Annotated in this window: 11 protein-coding genes; 9 read left to right on the top strand and 2 right to left on the bottom strand. The window is 66.8% G+C overall.

Annotation, left to right across the window (positions count from 1 at the left end; genetic code table 11):
- Window positions 1-75 precede the first annotated feature (75 nt).
- On the bottom strand, window positions 76-924 hold the full coding sequence (locus tag U743_RS03435; RefSeq protein ID WP_043765526.1) for an SDR family oxidoreductase: 849 nt from the start codon (window positions 922-924) through the stop codon (window positions 76-78).
- Between the two features lie 139 nt (window positions 925-1,063).
- Here U743_RS03435 and U743_RS03430 point away from each other — a divergent pair, with 139 nt between their 5' ends.
- From U743_RS03430 to U743_RS03395, 8 genes are all read left to right on the top strand, one after another.
- A complete protein-coding gene (locus U743_RS03430; RefSeq protein WP_052367480.1) occupies window positions 1,064-1,870 on the top strand; it encodes an SDR family NAD(P)-dependent oxidoreductase in 807 nt (268 codons plus the stop codon).
- Window positions 1,871-2,138: 268 nt separating this feature from the next.
- On the top strand, window positions 2,139-2,918 hold the full coding sequence (locus U743_RS03425) for an enoyl-CoA hydratase-related protein (protein WP_043765525.1): 780 nt from the start codon (window positions 2,139-2,141) through the stop codon (window positions 2,916-2,918).
- Window positions 2,915-4,696, top strand: coding sequence for an acyclic terpene utilization AtuA family protein (locus U743_RS03420; protein ID WP_043765524.1), 1,782 nt, complete (start codon window positions 2,915-2,917; stop codon window positions 4,694-4,696). The genes U743_RS03425 and U743_RS03420 overlap by 4 nt, the downstream gene beginning before the upstream one ends.
- A gap of 181 nt (window positions 4,697-4,877) precedes the next feature.
- The gene (locus U743_RS03415; protein WP_043765523.1) at window positions 4,878-5,516 is read left to right on the top strand and encodes a TetR/AcrR family transcriptional regulator; all 639 of its coding nucleotides are present in this window, start codon (window positions 4,878-4,880) and stop codon (window positions 5,514-5,516) included.
- Window positions 5,517-5,541: 25 nt separating this feature from the next.
- Window positions 5,542-7,035, top strand: coding sequence for an acetyl-CoA carboxylase biotin carboxylase subunit (locus U743_RS03410; RefSeq protein ID WP_043765522.1), 1,494 nt, complete (start codon window positions 5,542-5,544; stop codon window positions 7,033-7,035).
- 147 nt (window positions 7,036-7,182) lie between these two features.
- Entirely contained in the window at window positions 7,183-7,680 is a 498-nt protein-coding gene (locus U743_RS03405; protein ID WP_043765521.1) for an acetyl-CoA carboxylase biotin carboxyl carrier protein subunit, read from the top strand.
- A gap of 46 nt (window positions 7,681-7,726) precedes the next feature.
- The gene (locus tag U743_RS03400) at window positions 7,727-9,334 is read left to right on the top strand and encodes an acyl-CoA carboxylase subunit beta (protein ID WP_043765520.1); all 1,608 of its coding nucleotides are present in this window, start codon (window positions 7,727-7,729) and stop codon (window positions 9,332-9,334) included.
- 13 nt (window positions 9,335-9,347) lie between these two features.
- The gene (locus tag U743_RS03395; RefSeq protein ID WP_052367479.1) at window positions 9,348-10,322 is read left to right on the top strand and encodes an alpha/beta hydrolase; all 975 of its coding nucleotides are present in this window, start codon (window positions 9,348-9,350) and stop codon (window positions 10,320-10,322) included.
- A gap of 398 nt (window positions 10,323-10,720) precedes the next feature.
- On the opposite strand, the gene U743_RS19620 is transcribed toward U743_RS03395, so the two are convergent.
- Window positions 10,721-12,166, bottom strand: coding sequence for an OmpA family protein (locus tag U743_RS19620; RefSeq protein WP_269530547.1), 1,446 nt, complete (start codon window positions 12,164-12,166; stop codon window positions 10,721-10,723).
- Window positions 12,167-12,411: 245 nt separating this feature from the next.
- Here U743_RS19620 and U743_RS03385 point away from each other — a divergent pair, with 245 nt between their 5' ends.
- Window positions 12,412-15,087 (top strand): hypothetical protein, encoded by a 2,676-nt coding sequence (locus U743_RS03385; protein ID WP_156966313.1) that lies wholly within the window; start codon window positions 12,412-12,414, stop codon window positions 15,085-15,087.
- The last annotated feature ends 47 nt before the right edge of the window (window positions 15,088-15,134 follow it).

The raw sequence follows: 15,134 nt of genomic DNA, 5'->3' as shown, positions 1-15,134 counted from the left end.
ATCCATTTGCAGAGCCTCCCCTTCCGCACGCTGCTCACGCTACTTCAGCAGCCCCGCGCCGTCGAGTGGTGTCGCTCAGCCCAGGGGCAGCTGCCCGGTCATGCGCTCGCTCCACGCCCAGAGAGCCTTGGCGGCGACCGTGTCCTCGGCCCACGGCTTTGGCCTGCGTATCCGGCAGTCGACGAAATAGCCGCCGCTGACATCCGCTACATCCGCGCTCGTCGCGAGATGCACGGACGTCCTCGCGCCACGCTCGGCAGTGCGGAAAAAGGGGCGCAACACCGCCATCGCGAGGCGCCCGATACGCCCGTTATTCGTGCCCAGCGAGGTCGCGACAGCCCCGGGGTGCAGGCAGTTGGCCGTCACGCCCGTGCCTTCCAGCTGCTTCGCCAGATGCCGTGTCCAGAGAATATTGCAGAGCTTGGAGTGGCCGTAGACCTTCAACGGCCGGTAGCGGGCCCGGCTGAACTCGGGGTCGTCGGCGCGGAAGCCGCGCACGAAGGCGTGCGCGCCCGAAGCCACCGTGACGATGCGCGCCGGCGGGCTCTCCAGCAGGCGCGGACGCAGCAGCTCGGTGAGCAGGAAGGGGGCGAGATGATTCACCGCCATGTTCTCCTCAATGCCATCCATAGTCTCGCGCCGCTCCAGATTGACGACGCCGGCATTGCTGATCAGCAGATGCAGCGGCTGCCCACTGTCGAGAAAGCGCTGCGCGGCAGAGCGGATGCTCTGCTGACTGGCGAGGTCCATCTCCAGCACCTCGGCGCTGCCGCCGGCCGCGCGCAGTACCTCGGCCAGCGCCTCGCCGCGCTCGGCATTGCGGCAGGCCAGCACCAGATGAAAACCCTGCCGCGCCAAGGCCTCGGCCGTGGCGCGGCCGATGCCGCTGGTCGGGCCGGTGATAAGGCAGGTTTTATCGCTCATGAGAATCGTTTTCTATATTTCAGAGACCCCCATCATGCACACAGCGCGCGGTCGCTTCATGCAACCGAAACGGACGAGGCGCGCGACAGCCGCCGCCGGCGACGATCACGCACATCCTCCCAATCCGGAATAACGCGCCATGTCCGCACCCGAGTTCGCAGAACGATTCGGCCCCTGGGCCCTTGTCGCCGGGGCTTCTGAAGGGCTCGGCCGCGCCTACGCCGAGGCGCTGGCGAGCCGCGGCCTGAAGCTGCTGCTGGTCGCGCGCAGGAGCCACGCACTGGAGGACGTCGCCGAGAGCCTGCGCGCGGCACACGGTGTCGAGGTCGCCACCGCTGTGCTCGATCTGGGCGCGCCGGATCTGCCGGATGCCCTACCAAAGGCCGTCGGCGACCGCGAGATCGGCCTGCTGGTCTACGACGCGGCGCGCACGCATCTGGATGACTTCCACGAGGCCGATCTCTCCAATCATCTGGGCATCCTCGACGTCAACTGTCGCGGACCGCTGACGCTCTGCCATGCGCTGATCCCGCCCATGCGCCAGCGCGGGCACGGCGGCATCCTGCTGATGTCCAGCATGTCCAGCCTGCAGGGCTCCGCACTGATCGCCAGCTACGCGGCCAGCAAGGCCTTCAACAATGTGCTGGCCGAGAGCCTGTGGGAAGAAAACCGCGGCAGCGGTGTGGCGGTGATGGCCTGCATGGCCGGCGCCATCGGCACGCCCTCCTATCTCGCCAACACGCCCGAGCACAAGCAGGCGAAGGCCATGCCGATGGCGCCGGAGGCCGTCGCCGAGGAGGCGTTGCAGGCGCTGGCGCGCGGACGCGGACCGCTCTTCGTGCCCGGCCGGATGAACCGCGCCGTACGCGCGGTCATGGGCCTGTTCGGCAGCCGGACGCGCACGCGCTTCTTCAGTCGCATGACGCGCGATCTCTACGGCGACTGATCCGGACCGTCGGAATGCGGGTAGGGCCTGAGCCCGACTCCCGCGCTTCGGCTTGACCACCATGTCGGCCTGAAGGCCGACCCACAGACCGCCCGTGGGTCGGGCTTTAGCCCGACAGCGAGGTTTCAGCCCAGCCGCCTTGTCGGGCTGAAGGACGACGACCCCGCGCTACCGCTGACGCCCGTCTCGCGCAAATGGGTGAGGCCGACTCACCAGCCGCTGCATAGGCTCTCCCAGTCAAGGATTCTGTCCAGAACAGGGAGCCGTCATGAGCGATTCGGTCATCGTCGAGCGCCGCGGCGCGGCGCAGTGGATCACCATCAACCGTGAAGAGCGACGCAACGCCATCAATCAGGAGGTCATCGGCCGTATCGGCGACGGCATCCGGCAGGCCGTGGCCGAGGATGCCCGGGCCATCGTGCTGACGGGCACCGGAGAAAAGGCCTTCTGCGCCGGCGCCGACCTCGCCAAGAACGTCAAGGGTGGCGCCTTCGCAGTCGACTTCTCGCAGCCCAAGCACTACATCGTCAAGCTCTTCAAGGAGCTGGAGGAGTGCCCGCTGCCGCTGATCGCGCGCGTCAACGGCCACGTCATGGCCGGCGGCTTCGGCCTGCTCTGCGCCTGCGACATGGCGGTAGCGGCCGACGACATCCGCATCGGCACCACCGAGTCGAAAATCGGCCTGACGCCGATGATGATCCTGCCCTACATGCTGCGCATGCTGCCCGCGCGCAAGCTACAGGAGATGTGCATCACCGGCGAGCAGTTCTCGGCCGCCGAGGCCCTGGAGTGGGGCGTGTTCAACTATGTCGTGCCGCGCGCCGAGCTGGATTCGAAGCTCGACTGGCTGCTGGAGCGCACCGTCGGCAAGTCACCCACCGCCGTGCGCCTGGGCAAGCAGGCCTTCCACGCAATGCGCGACATGACGCTGCCGCAGGCACTGGAGTACGCCCAGGCCATGGTGCCGGTGATGTCCTCCACGCAGGATGCCGCCGAAGGCATGGGCGCCTTCCAGGACAAGCGCGCACCGCAATGGACCGGCAAATGAGCGGCAAGAACCTGCGCATCGGCTGCGCCTCGGGCTTCTGGGGCGACAGCGCGGAGGCTGCCGGCCAGCTGGTCGACAGCGGGCAGATCGACGTGTTGGTCTTCGACTATCTGGCCGAGATCACGATGTCGCTGCTGGCCAAGGCGCACGCGAAGAATCCGGAGGCCGGCTACGCCACGGATTTTCCGGCGGTCGTTGCCGCCCAGGCCGGCAAGCTCGCCGAGCAGGGCATCAAGGTCGTCAGCAACGCCGGCGGAGTGAACCCGGCGGCTTGCAAGGCAGCCATCGACGCCAAGCTCAAGGAGTTGGGCGTCGATCTGAAGGTGGCCATCGTCACCGGCGACAATCTGCTCGACCGCTCCGGCGAGCTGCAGGGGCGCGGCATCCGCGAGATGTTCAGCGGCGCCGAATTCCCGGCCAAACCCTGGAGCATCAATGCCTACCTGGGCGCCTTCCCCATCGCGCAGGCGCTGGCCAACGGCGCGGACATCGTCATCACCGGCCGCTGCGTCGACAGCGCCGTGGCGCTGGGCCCGCTGATCCAGCACTTCGGCTGGTCGCCCACCGACTACAACAAGCTGGCCATGGGCAGCCTCGCCGGGCATGTCATCGAGTGCGGCGCCCAGGCCACCGGCGGCATTACCACGGACTGGCGCGAGGTCGCCGACAGCTGGGACAACATGGGCTACCCCATCGCCGAGGTGGCCGCGGACGGCAGCTTCACGCTGACCAAGCCCGAAGGCACCGGCGGGCGCATCACGCCGGAAACCGTCGCCGAGCAGATCGTCTACGAGATCGGCGATCCCGGCCACTACCTGCTGCCGGACGTCTGCTGCGACTTCCGGCAGGTGCGCTGCAAACAGGACGGCGACAACCGGGTGAAGGTCAGCGGCGCCAAGGGAGCCGCCCCGGGCGGCGACTACAAGGTCTGCGCCACCTACCAGGACGGATTCCGCGCCACTGGCACGATGATGATCGGCGGCCCCGAGGCCGTGGAGAAGGCCGAAGCGGTGGCCGCGGCCATCCTCAAGCGCACGCGCCGGCTCTTCGAGCAGCGCAGCCTGGGCGACTATCGCCGCGCCCACATTGAAACCCTGGGCGCCGAAGCCAACTGGGGACCGCAGTCACAGACACGGCACACGCGCGAGGTCATTCTCAAGATTGCCGTACATCACGACAATCGCGACGCCCTGGAAATCTTCTCGCGCGAGTTCATTCCGCCAGCCACGAGCATGGCGCAGGGCATTACCGGCTTCGCCGGCGGCCGTCCGAAGGTGACGCCGCTGCTGCGGCTATTCTCCTTCCTGCTGCCGAAGGCCGAGGTGCCCGTCGCGGTCGACGGCATGCCCTGCGAAGTGCCGGATGGCGGTGCGCTGACCCAAGCCGAACCGGCACCCTCCATTAGCGGCAGCATGTCTCTGGGCGATACGGTGCAGGTACCACTGCGCGCCATCGCCTACGGGCGCAGCGGAGACAAGGGCGACAGCGCGAACATCGGTGTACTTGCCCGGCGCCCGGAGTTCCTGCCGGTACTGCAGGCCGAGCTGACCGCCAGGACGGTTCGCAACTGGATGGGGCACCTGCTGGAAGGCGCCATCACGCGCTACGACTGGCCCGGCCTGGAAGGCATGAACTTCTACTGCGAGCAGGCCCTCGGCGGCGGCGGCACGGCCAGCCTGCGCTACGACCCGCAGGGCAAGATGCTGGCGCAGATCCTCATGGATTGCCCGGTGCACGTGCCGAAGCAGTGGGTCGATGAGGGGTTGGTGAAGGCGTGATCGTGGGATTCGGCCGCCAAATGTCGTGCAGCGGCCGGCGTGCGCCGGCCTCCCCCTCTCCCTGCCCTCTCCCCCGAGGACGGGGGAGAGGGGACCTGAATGGTCGGCCATTCTCGTCCCTTCTTCGACCTGCGGAAGCGGGGCCGGGGGAAAGGGCCTGGCGGCGGAGTACGAAAGCGCGATGACCGGCGAACCCACTCAGCGCCAGCACGCCGCGCGCATGCCGCGCGCCGAGCGCGTCGAGAGCATTCTAGAGGCCGCACGCGCGGCCTTTGCCGAGAAAGGCTTCGACGCCACGACCGTCGCCGGTATCGCCGCGCGCATCGATGTCGTCGAGGGCACGATCTACAAGTACTTCGACTCCAAGCGCGATCTGATGCTCGCAGTACTGGCGCGCTGGTACGAGCAGCTGCTTAACCGCGGTGAGGCCGTCCTGAACGAAGCGGCCGATCCGCCCGACGCGCTCTATCGGCTGATCCGCCTGCATCTGGAAGCCATCCGCGACGATCCCCTGCTCTGCCGCCTGATGTTCCGAGAGGTACGCGGCGAGCACGACTACCAGGGCTCGGCGCTGCACCGCATGAACCGGCGCTACGCCGGTCTGCTGACGCGCGTGCTCAGCGACGGCGTCAGCCGCGGTTATTTCCGGGCCGACCTTTCCGTGCCGCTGCTGCGCGACACCATCTACGGCGGCATGGAGCACCACAGCTGGCCTTATCTCTTCGGCCGCGGCGGTCTCGACGTCGAGCCGCTGGCGCGCAGCTTCAGCGAACTGATCAGCCGCGGCATCCACAAAGCTGCCGCCGACAGTCATCCATGAATTCCGTTACCCCGAGAACGTCCCGATGAGCACATCCCCAGGGCAATGGCCCTTCGATACCGTCCTGATTGCCAACCGCGGCGAGATCGCGCTGCGCGTGATCCGCACCGTGCACGCCCTCGGCTTGCGCGCGGCAGTGGTTTTCCACGCCGCTGATCGCGGCAGCCCGGCTGTGACTACAGCCGATGCAGCGGTGGAGATCACCGGCGAGACTCCGGTGGCCGCCTACCTCGACGGCGACCAGATCATCGAGGCTGCGAAGCAAACCAGCGCCGGCGCCATCCATCCCGGCTATGGCTTTCTCTCCGAGAACGCGGACTTCGCGCGTGCCGTGGAGGCAGCCGGCATCGCCTTCGTCGGCCCCAAGCCCGAGCAGATCGAGCTGATGGGCGACAAGGTGCGCGCACGCGGCTTCGTCGAGAAGAGCGGTTTCCCGGTCGCGCCATCGGCCATCGAGGACGACAACCCCGACGACTTCGTCGAGCGCGCACACGCAGTAGGCGCGCCCCTGCTCATCAAGCCTTCCGCCGGCGGCGGCGGCAAGGGCATGCGCATCGTGCGCGACCTCGCCGTGCTGGAGACCGAGATCGCCACTGCCCGCAGCGAGGGCCAGCGCTACTTCGGCGACGGCCGGCTATACGCCGAGCGCTTCGTCGAGAACCCGCGCCATATCGAGGTCCAGGTGCTGGGCGACGCGCACGGCAATGTCGTGCACGTCTTCGAGCGCGAATGCTCGGTGCAGCGCCGCTTCCAGAAGATCGTCGAGGAATCGCCGGCACCGGCGCTCAGCCAGGCCGAGCGCGAACAGATCAGCGAGACGGCGGCCGGCATCGCCCGCGCCATCGGCTATCGCGGCGCCGGCACGGTGGAGTTTATCTACGGCAAGGGCGAGTTCTTCTTCCTTGAGATGAACACCCGCCTGCAGGTGGAGCATCCGGTCACCGAGGAGGTCACCGGCATCGACTTGGTCGCCCAGCAGCTGGCCATCGCGGCCGGCGACAAGCTCGATCTCGAACAGGCCGCCATCACCACGAAGGGGCACGCCATCGAGCTGCGCATCTATGCCGAGGACCCGGCGGCCGGCTATCTGCCCACCACCGGCCCGATCCTGCGACTGATACCGCCAACCGGCGAGCATGTGCGCTGGGACGGCGGCGTGGTCGAAGGCGGCGCGGTCACGGCGGCCTTCGACCCGATGATCGCCAAGCTCATCGTCTGGGGCGAAGACCGCGAGCAGGCCATCGCCCGCGCCCGCCGCGCGCTGGAGGCCACCGTGCTGCTCGGCTGCCAGACCAACACCGCCTTCCTGCGCGCGCTGATGGATCACCCCGACTTCGTCGCCGGCGAGATCCACACCGGCTATCTGGACGCGCATCCCGAGGTCGCCGAGTCGCAGCCGCCGGACACAGCAACGGTGGAACGGCTGCTGGCCGCCGCCGCGCTGTCGGTGCGGCCCATCCGCGACGTAGTCGACAGCACACCGACGCTCCACGCGGCGATCGGCGCGTGGAGCAACTGACACTGGTCCCTCTCCCCTAACCCCTCTCCCGCAAGCGGGAGAGGGGAACGAGGCAAATGATGCAAGCAATGCCCAAGCGACCCGACAACCCCGGCACCACTAGCCCCTCTCCCGCTTGCGGGAGAGAGGAAATAGACGAGTAGAACCATGCATCACGCATTCAAGCTTGAGGACAACGAGCAGCCGATGGCGCTGTCGCGCAGCGCGCACGGCTACCGGCTGCATCTGGAGGACCGGGTACTGCCGGTGAATCTTCATCCCGAGGATGACGGCAGCGCGATCCTGACCGTGAACGGCGTCAGCGAGCGCGTCACGGTCGCCACGCACGGCGACGACGTCTTCATCCACTGCCGCGGCCGCAACTGGCATCTGCGCTACGCCCACCCGCTGGAGCGACTGGCCGCGGCGCTGCGGGGCTCCGAAGAGGACGTGCTGCGCGCGCCCATGCCCGGCAGCATCGTGCGACTGGAAGTCGCGGCCGGTGACGCGGTCTCCGCCGGCCAGACGCTGCTGGTCATGGAGAGCATGAAGATGGAGACGACGCTGGCTGCGCCCCGCGACGGCACGGTCGCCGAGATCCACTTCGCCATCGCGCAAAGCTTCGATCGCGACGCGGTGCTGTTGACGCTGGAGCCGAACGAATGAGCGCCCTCGCCACCCGCCGCGCCACCGCCCGCCAGGAACACCGGACATGAAACGCATTCAGAGCACCGTCAGCACCGCTTCGCCCGACTACCAGGCCAACCACGCGCACAACAGCGACCTCGTCGCGGCCTTCCGCGAGCATCAGCGCCGTGCGCGCGAGGACCGCCCGCAGCGGGACTTCGATCGCCTCGACAAGCAGGGCAAGCATTTCGTGCGCAAGCGCCTGGAGCTGCTGCTCGATGCCGGTACGCCCTTCCTGGAGCTGTCCTCGCTGGCTGCGAACGAGCTCTACGACGGCGAGGTGCCAGGGGCTGCCTGCGTCACCGGCATTGGCATCGTCGCCGGGCGCGAGGTCGTCATCAACGCCGGCGATGCCAGCGTCAAGGGCGGCGCCTGGTACCCGATCACGGTCAAGAAGACCGTGCGCGCGCTGGATATCGCCATCGAGAATCGCCTTCCGGTCATCCACCTCTGCGATTCGGCCGGCGGCTTTCTCCCGGAACAGGCCGAGCTCTTCGCGGACAAGTACTACGCCGGCCGCATCTTCCGCAACCAGTGCATGCTCTCGAAGATGGGCATCCAGCAGGTCGCCGTCGTACTCGGTCACTGCACCGCCGGCGGCGCCTACGTGCCGGGGCTTTCCGACTACAACGTCATCGTCCGCGGCACCGGCGCCATCTTCCTGGCCGGCCCGCCGCTGGTAAAAGCCGCCACTGGCGAGGAGGTTTCCGTCGAGGATCTGGGCGGTGCGGACATGCACACCTCCACCTCGGGCACGGCCGACTACCCGGCCTCCAGCGAGGAAGAGGGCATCGCCATCGCCCGCGACATCGTCGGGCAGTTCAAGCGCCCGACCAAGGCGCAGATCGAGTGGCAGGAGCCGGAGGCGCCCTATTACCCGGCCGATGAGCTCTACGGCGTCATTCCGAAGGACATCAAGGCGCAGTTCGACATGCGCGAGGTCATCGCGCGCGTGGTCGACGGCTCGCGCTTCCACGAGTACCAGCCCAACTACGGCAAGACGCTGATCTGCGGCTACGCCCATATCTGGGGCTACAAAGTGGGCATCCTCGGCAACAACGGCGTGCTCTTCAACGACAGCGCACTCAAGGGCGCGCACTTCATCGAGCTGTGCAACCAGAACCGCACGCCCATCATCTTCCTGCAGAACATCACCGGATTCATGGTGGGTCGCGCCTACGAGGAACAGGGCATCACCAAGGACGGCGCCAAGATGATCATGGCGGTCTCCAACTGCGAAGTACCGAAGATCACGGTGATGTGCCACGGCTCATTCGGCGCCGGCAACTACGGCATGTCCGGCCGCGCCTTTGATTCGCGTTTCGTCTTCGCCTGGCCGAATCACCAGATCTCGGTGATGGGCGCCGAGCAGGCCGCCAACACCCTGGCCGATGTGAAATTCCGGCAGCTGGAGAAGCAGGGCCAGAAGCTCTCCGACGAAGACTACGCCGCCATTCGCGACCCGGTACTGGCGGAGTTCAAACGCAAGTCTTCAGCCTACTGGTCGACCTCGGAAATCTGGGACGACGGCATCATCGACCCGGCCGATACGCGCAACGTGCTGGGCATCGCCCTGTCGGCAGCGCTCAACACCGAGATCGGTGAGCCGCGCTACGGCGTCTTCCGCATGTAGGTAGGCTGACGCCATGCAAAGCGAGGACGACAGCACGGCGGAGAGCTATCTCCGCAACAAGGCGGTCACACTAGGCCGGCGCACCCGGCTGATCATCTGCCTGATGCGCTGGCTGCTGCGGCCGTGGCTGAGCTTCATGCTCAGCGGCTCGCACAAGCGCATCGCCCGCCTGCAGCTGCGCATGGCCGCCCAGCCCTGCCGCGACACGGCGGCGCTGACGCAGGACTACCGCGTGCTGGGCCGCGTGCCGGGCCACACCGTCGGCGATATCGATAACACCGAGGCGCCGGTGCTGCTCTATCTGCACGGCGGCGCCTTCATCCTTCCCGCCGTGCCGGCCACGCATCTGACCCTCGTCGCAAAGCTGGCACGCAGCATCGGCGGATCAGGCTTCCTGCCTGACTATCGTCTCGCCCCCTTCAACCGCCACCCGGCAGCGCTGGATGACTGCGAGAACGCCTATCGTGCCCTGCTGGAGCGCGGCTTCGACGCGCGCCGCATCGTCGTGGCCGGCGAATCGGCCGGAGGTAATCTGCTGCTGGGGCTACTGCAGCGCATACGCGCCGCCGGTCTGCCAATGCCGGCCGGCGCAGCCGCCATCTCGCCGGCCACCGAGATGGGGCGCATCCATGCCCCGCCATCGCGTGCACGCTTCCGCAAGAGCGACCCGATCCTGCCAGCCGAGGCGCTGCATCGTATCGATCCGCTCTACGCCGGCGGGCACGACGCTTCGGATCCCGAGCTATCGCCGCTGTACATGGATCTCGATGGCCTGCCTCCGATCTTCATGCAGACCAGCGACGCCGAGATCCTGCTCGATGACACGCTGCTGCTGGGCCGGCGCATGTACGAGGCGGGCGTCGAGGTACGCGTTGACGTCTGGCCCGGTTTGCCCCACGCCTTCCCGCTCTTCGAGGCGATCTTCCCCGAAGTGCAGCAGGCACGTCAGGACATTGCGGACTTTCTTCGCAGCTGCCTGCGCCATTAGAAGGCAGCGAGCGCGCCTCGCGAACTGAGCCGACGCGAACTCAGCGTGCGAGAGACCGCGCTACGTCTCTCGGGTAGCCGCGGTCAGAGAGCCGCCTCGGAGCACGGCACGCTAAGCTGGAACCGCAAAGTAGATCCCGCAGATTCCGCCGAGCGTTCTGATCCAGACTCTGAGCCGCCCTGGCGATGCCCCACAGGGTAAGCCTCGTCGCCCGAAACGACGCAGCCACCACCGCGACGCGATACGCCGCGCGAGCTTGCAGCACTTGCTTCGCCGACTGCAGTTGGGACACCCAAACTCCTGACTGGCACGTCTGCCAGCTAGTCACTACACCGCCCCAACAAAAAAAGCCCCGGCTGTTGCCGGGGCTTTCTTGATCCTGCCGGTTGGAACCGGGCTTAACGCACCCGGAACTCCACGCGGCGGTTGTTGGATCGGCCTTCCTCAGTATCGTTGGTGTCGATCGGGATGGTCTCGCCGTAGCCGACGGGCGTCATGCGCTCGCCGGGCACGCCCTGCTGCGTCAGGTAGCGCTTCACCGAGTTCGCACGACGCTCGGAGAGCGCCAGGTTGTAGGCGTCCGGGCCAACACTGTCGGTATGGCCCTCAACGTCAACGTCAGTGTCCGGATAGGCCATCAGCACTTCAGCGACGTCGTTGAGTATCGAGCGTGCCTCCGGCGTCAGCCGCGCGGAGTCGAACTCGAAGTTGACGCCCTTCAGGATGAAGTTCTGCGTCCGCTCCGTGGCAAAGCCATCGGCATCGGCCGGCTCACCCGGTCGCGCCAGTCGCCTGTCACCGACAAGGGCGCAGCCGCTCGGCAGCACCGCGGAGCCTGCCGGCGTATTCGGACACTCGTCGAGATGATCCGGTACGCCATCGCCGTCGGAATCGAGCGGCTCCCCGTACTCGTTCACCGCAACACCGGCGGGGGTGTTCGGATGGCGGTCCATGTGGTCCGGCACACCGTCGCCGTCGGAATCGGCGAAGGGACACCCGCGCTGATCCACGCGCACCCCCTCGGGCGTATTCGGGCACTGATCGCGATGATCCGGCACGCCATCGCCGTCGGAGTCGATCGGACAGCCGTCGCTATCCACGGCAGCGCCTTCCGGCGTGCCGGGGCAACGATCGCGGTGATCAGGCACACCGTCACCATCGCTGTCAATCGGGCAACCGCGCCGGTCGACCGTTACACCAGCCGGGGTGCCGGGGCATTCGTCGCGGTGGTCGGGCACGCCGTCGCCATCGCTGTCGGGCGGAAACTCGCCCATCTTGAAGCGGACACCAACGGTGCCCGTCCAAGTGTAGAAATCTTCGTCACGCGGGATGCCCGGGGGCTCCGCACCGACGCTGTCGACCCCGTAGCGTACGGAGCTGACGAACTCCAGGTTGCGGCTCAGCGGATACGTGAAACCACCGCCCAGCTGGAAGCCGGTGCCGGTGGCGGTCTCGTCCTGGAAATCGATGCTGTGAACGTTCAGACCACCCAGCAGGTACGGCCGCAGGCCACGCATCGACTCGGCATTGGGGCCGCCCCAGAGGTAGAGAACCGCGTTGACCTGGCCCGTGATGCGCTCGTAGTCAGTGGTGTTCGGCGTGCCTAGACTGGCGTAGCCGCCCTCCAGCTCAAGCGAAAGCAGGGACATGATCGGCTTGCCGAGAGCGAAATAGCCCGCAGCGCCAGCATCCAGATCCGAAGAATCGGAGACGATGGCGCCTCCCTGCAGCTGCAGATAGAAGCGGTCGTCGTAGACATCCGCGCCGTTGTCCATCTGCGCCCAGGCGCCCCCTGTAAACACGAGCGCCATAAGCGCTGCAATACCGGCCGATCGCTGAATCACGTCCCTGCTCCCTGTATCGGATTGGCGGGCCACGCATACGTGCGTAGGCCTGTTCTTACAACAAATGACCAGCATTAACGCTGGCACCCCTGGATACTACCGTTTATCGTGACGTCGTGAAAGATTCAGAGTAAAGTTGAAGCGAATAAGTACAGCTAACCCATTAGCAACCTTCCCGCAGTCGCTCGTTCACGCCCCGGCCGGCCGGTGATTCGAGTGAGAACTGGAGAGTCACAGAGATGCGCATGCCAAAGATTTCCCTTTTCGCCATTCTTGCCGGCGCGCTCACGCTCGTCGCGTGCGGTGACGGCTCTGTCCGCAGCCCCGGACTGGTAGGCGGCGGCGAGCTGCAGCGGATCGAGCTCCGCTGCGTCCGCTCCGACGGCGGGCAATGCAGCGACCCCGCTCGCGTCAATGTCGGCAGCACGGTCAACTTCCGCGTGATCGGCTTCTTCGAGGACGGCAGCAATCCCGACATCACGGCGCTCGACCGCATCGAATTCGCGATCCAAGCACCTGATGGCGAAGCCGAGTTCGTCGTCGACGAGAAAGGGCGCGTGCGCGGCCTGTCTCCCACCGACGCGGGTGCAGTCACCATCACTGCGAGCGACGCCGAAGGCGAGGGCGGCTCCGCCAGTGCTGAGCTGGAGGTCGTCGGCGGCATTCCCGAGATCGTCGACATCTTCGCCGGTCCGACGTGCAGCACACCGGCCGATGGCAGCAACGTTGCCGCGGGCCAGGCGCTGCAGCTGCGCGCGCAGATCCGCTTCGTCAACACGAGCGGTGAGCCGGTAAACATCCCGAACGAGTGCGTCAGCGAACGCGACGGCTTGAGTTGGAGCGCCGACCCGCAGAACCCGGATGGCAGCCCCGCCGTGACCGGAAGTACCGGCGTCTTCTCAGGGCAGAACAACGACCCCGACGAGGCAGCCACCTACAACGTGACCGCCGACCTCGTACCGCCGGCAACCAACAACCCGCAGCTCAACGCGAGTTCGGCCAGTGCCGACATCAATGTCGCGGCCGCGGCCCTCGTCGGGGAATCGCTGCGCATTACGGCGACGCCGCCGCGCATCATCGTCGGCGGCACCGCCGTAATCAACGCCACCGCGCTCTTCGATACGGGTGCCGAGGAAATCCGCCTGCCGGTGCAGCTCGACAATCTGGCCATTCTTGAGGGTGGGGGTTTCGTCAGCATCGAGGATGCCGAGGAAGGCGCCCTAACGCGTGAGATCCTCGGCCTTGCCGCGACTCCGGATGATGTTCCCGCCGTGATCGAGGGCACCCTCGGAGGGCAGATGGACACGACCGAGGTCACGGTACTGACCGCTGACTTCGCTTCGATCCGCCTAGTCCCCGTGGGGGTGGCCAGCTTCGCGGACGCCGGCGTCTTCGCCGGACTCTCCGACGAGGCCGCGGCCGAGCTCCAGGAAACAGTCGCTGATGATGCGAAGGCCTTCGGGCTCAACGCCGATGGGCAGGTGCCCTTCTGCGATCCCGACCTTGAGGCAGAGTGCCCGAATAGTGCGCTTGAGCTGAACCAGACCGTTCCGACCTTCGCCCTCCCCTACGCTGCCGTTGGCTACCTGCAGAACGACCCGGACCAGGAGGAGGCGATCCTCCTCGATGACTTCGGTACCGAATGCGAAGACGGCCGCATCCTGAACGTGCAGGTCGCCGGAAGCGACGACGTCATCGATGTTCGCACCATGCTGCCGCTCGGCGAGCCTGAGGAAGAGGGCGGCACGCCTGCGATGGAGCCGGCACGCACCGAGTCCGGCATCCGCATCGCGCTGGTGGAAGGTCTGACCGAGGGCGTCGGCACCGTCCGGGCACGCCTCGGCGGCAACCCCGACAACACCAACTTCGATAAGGGTGTCAACTGCCGCGGCCAGCTGTCAGGCAGCGCCATGGACCGTGTGGAGGATGCCGAGCAGGACGTGCGGGTGGGCATCACCGATGCCACCGGCACGCCGCTGGAGATCAGCAAGACTACCTTCAACATCGACAAGAACTTCACCTGCGTCGGCTTCACGAACGCAGCGCAACTGGTCAACGCTGAGAAGATCCGCGGCCGCGACAAGCTGCTGAGCTCTCTCACCTTCGAGGTGCCAGGCAGCGACGGCGGAACCGATCAGGTGATCATCAACATCAACCAGGAACGCGCGACCAGCTTCCGGGCGATCGGTGGTCCGGCGGAAACCAGCTACGAGGCTTGCCGCAACGACGAGGACCCCGTGGGCGAGACCGATCCTTCGATCTCCATCGCCAATGCCGTACTCGCCGAGCGCGGTGTGATCTCGGCAGACGGCGCGACCGGCCTCGCCAACAACTGTGCCGCCGTCGAGTTCGATCCGACCGTCGATCCGCCCGGCTTCGCGGAGAGCCCGCGCACGCGTGCGGCCACGGTCCTCGTGCTGCCGGTGGATGACGCCATTCTCCGCGGCGAGAGCGCGCTGTCGGGCGAAGAGGTAGACGGCCTCTGCGGTGAGCTGGGCACCCTCTTCACGCTGCCAATCGGTCAGTTCGCCGGCGAGCAGGGATCGGGGCTGCTGAACGAGACGGTTCTGGTGCTTGAGCAGATCCTGGGCCCGATCCTGAACAACGAGACTATCGAGGGCCCGGTGAGCACCGCGCTTCAGGACGGACTCGACGCGCTTTCCGAGACCGTGCTGGGCACGCTGCTCGGCGAGGACGGTCTGGGCCTGCTGACTGATCCGCTGCTCGGATTCCTCGGTCTGGGTGGAGGCGAGAGCCCGACCGGCTTCGCGCTTCTGCCGACGCTGATCGAGGGGCTCGGTGAAGTTACCGACATCCTCAATGAGCAGTTCATCGCGGCCGGTGGCGGTGAAGAACCGCCGGCGACGACCGACCCGGGTGATCCCTACGCTCCGCAGCCTGAAGAAGGCAACGGCGACTGACGCAGTCAGTTTTCAGCCGCAGTCTCAAGAAACGCCCGCGCAAGCGG

The sequence above is a fragment of the Algiphilus aromaticivorans DG1253 genome, assembly GCF_000733765.1.
Taxonomy (GTDB): domain Bacteria; phylum Pseudomonadota; class Gammaproteobacteria; order Nevskiales; family Nevskiaceae; genus Algiphilus; species Algiphilus aromaticivorans.
Note: the sequence above shows the minus strand (reverse complement) of the source record. Positions and strands in the feature narration are given on the sequence as shown.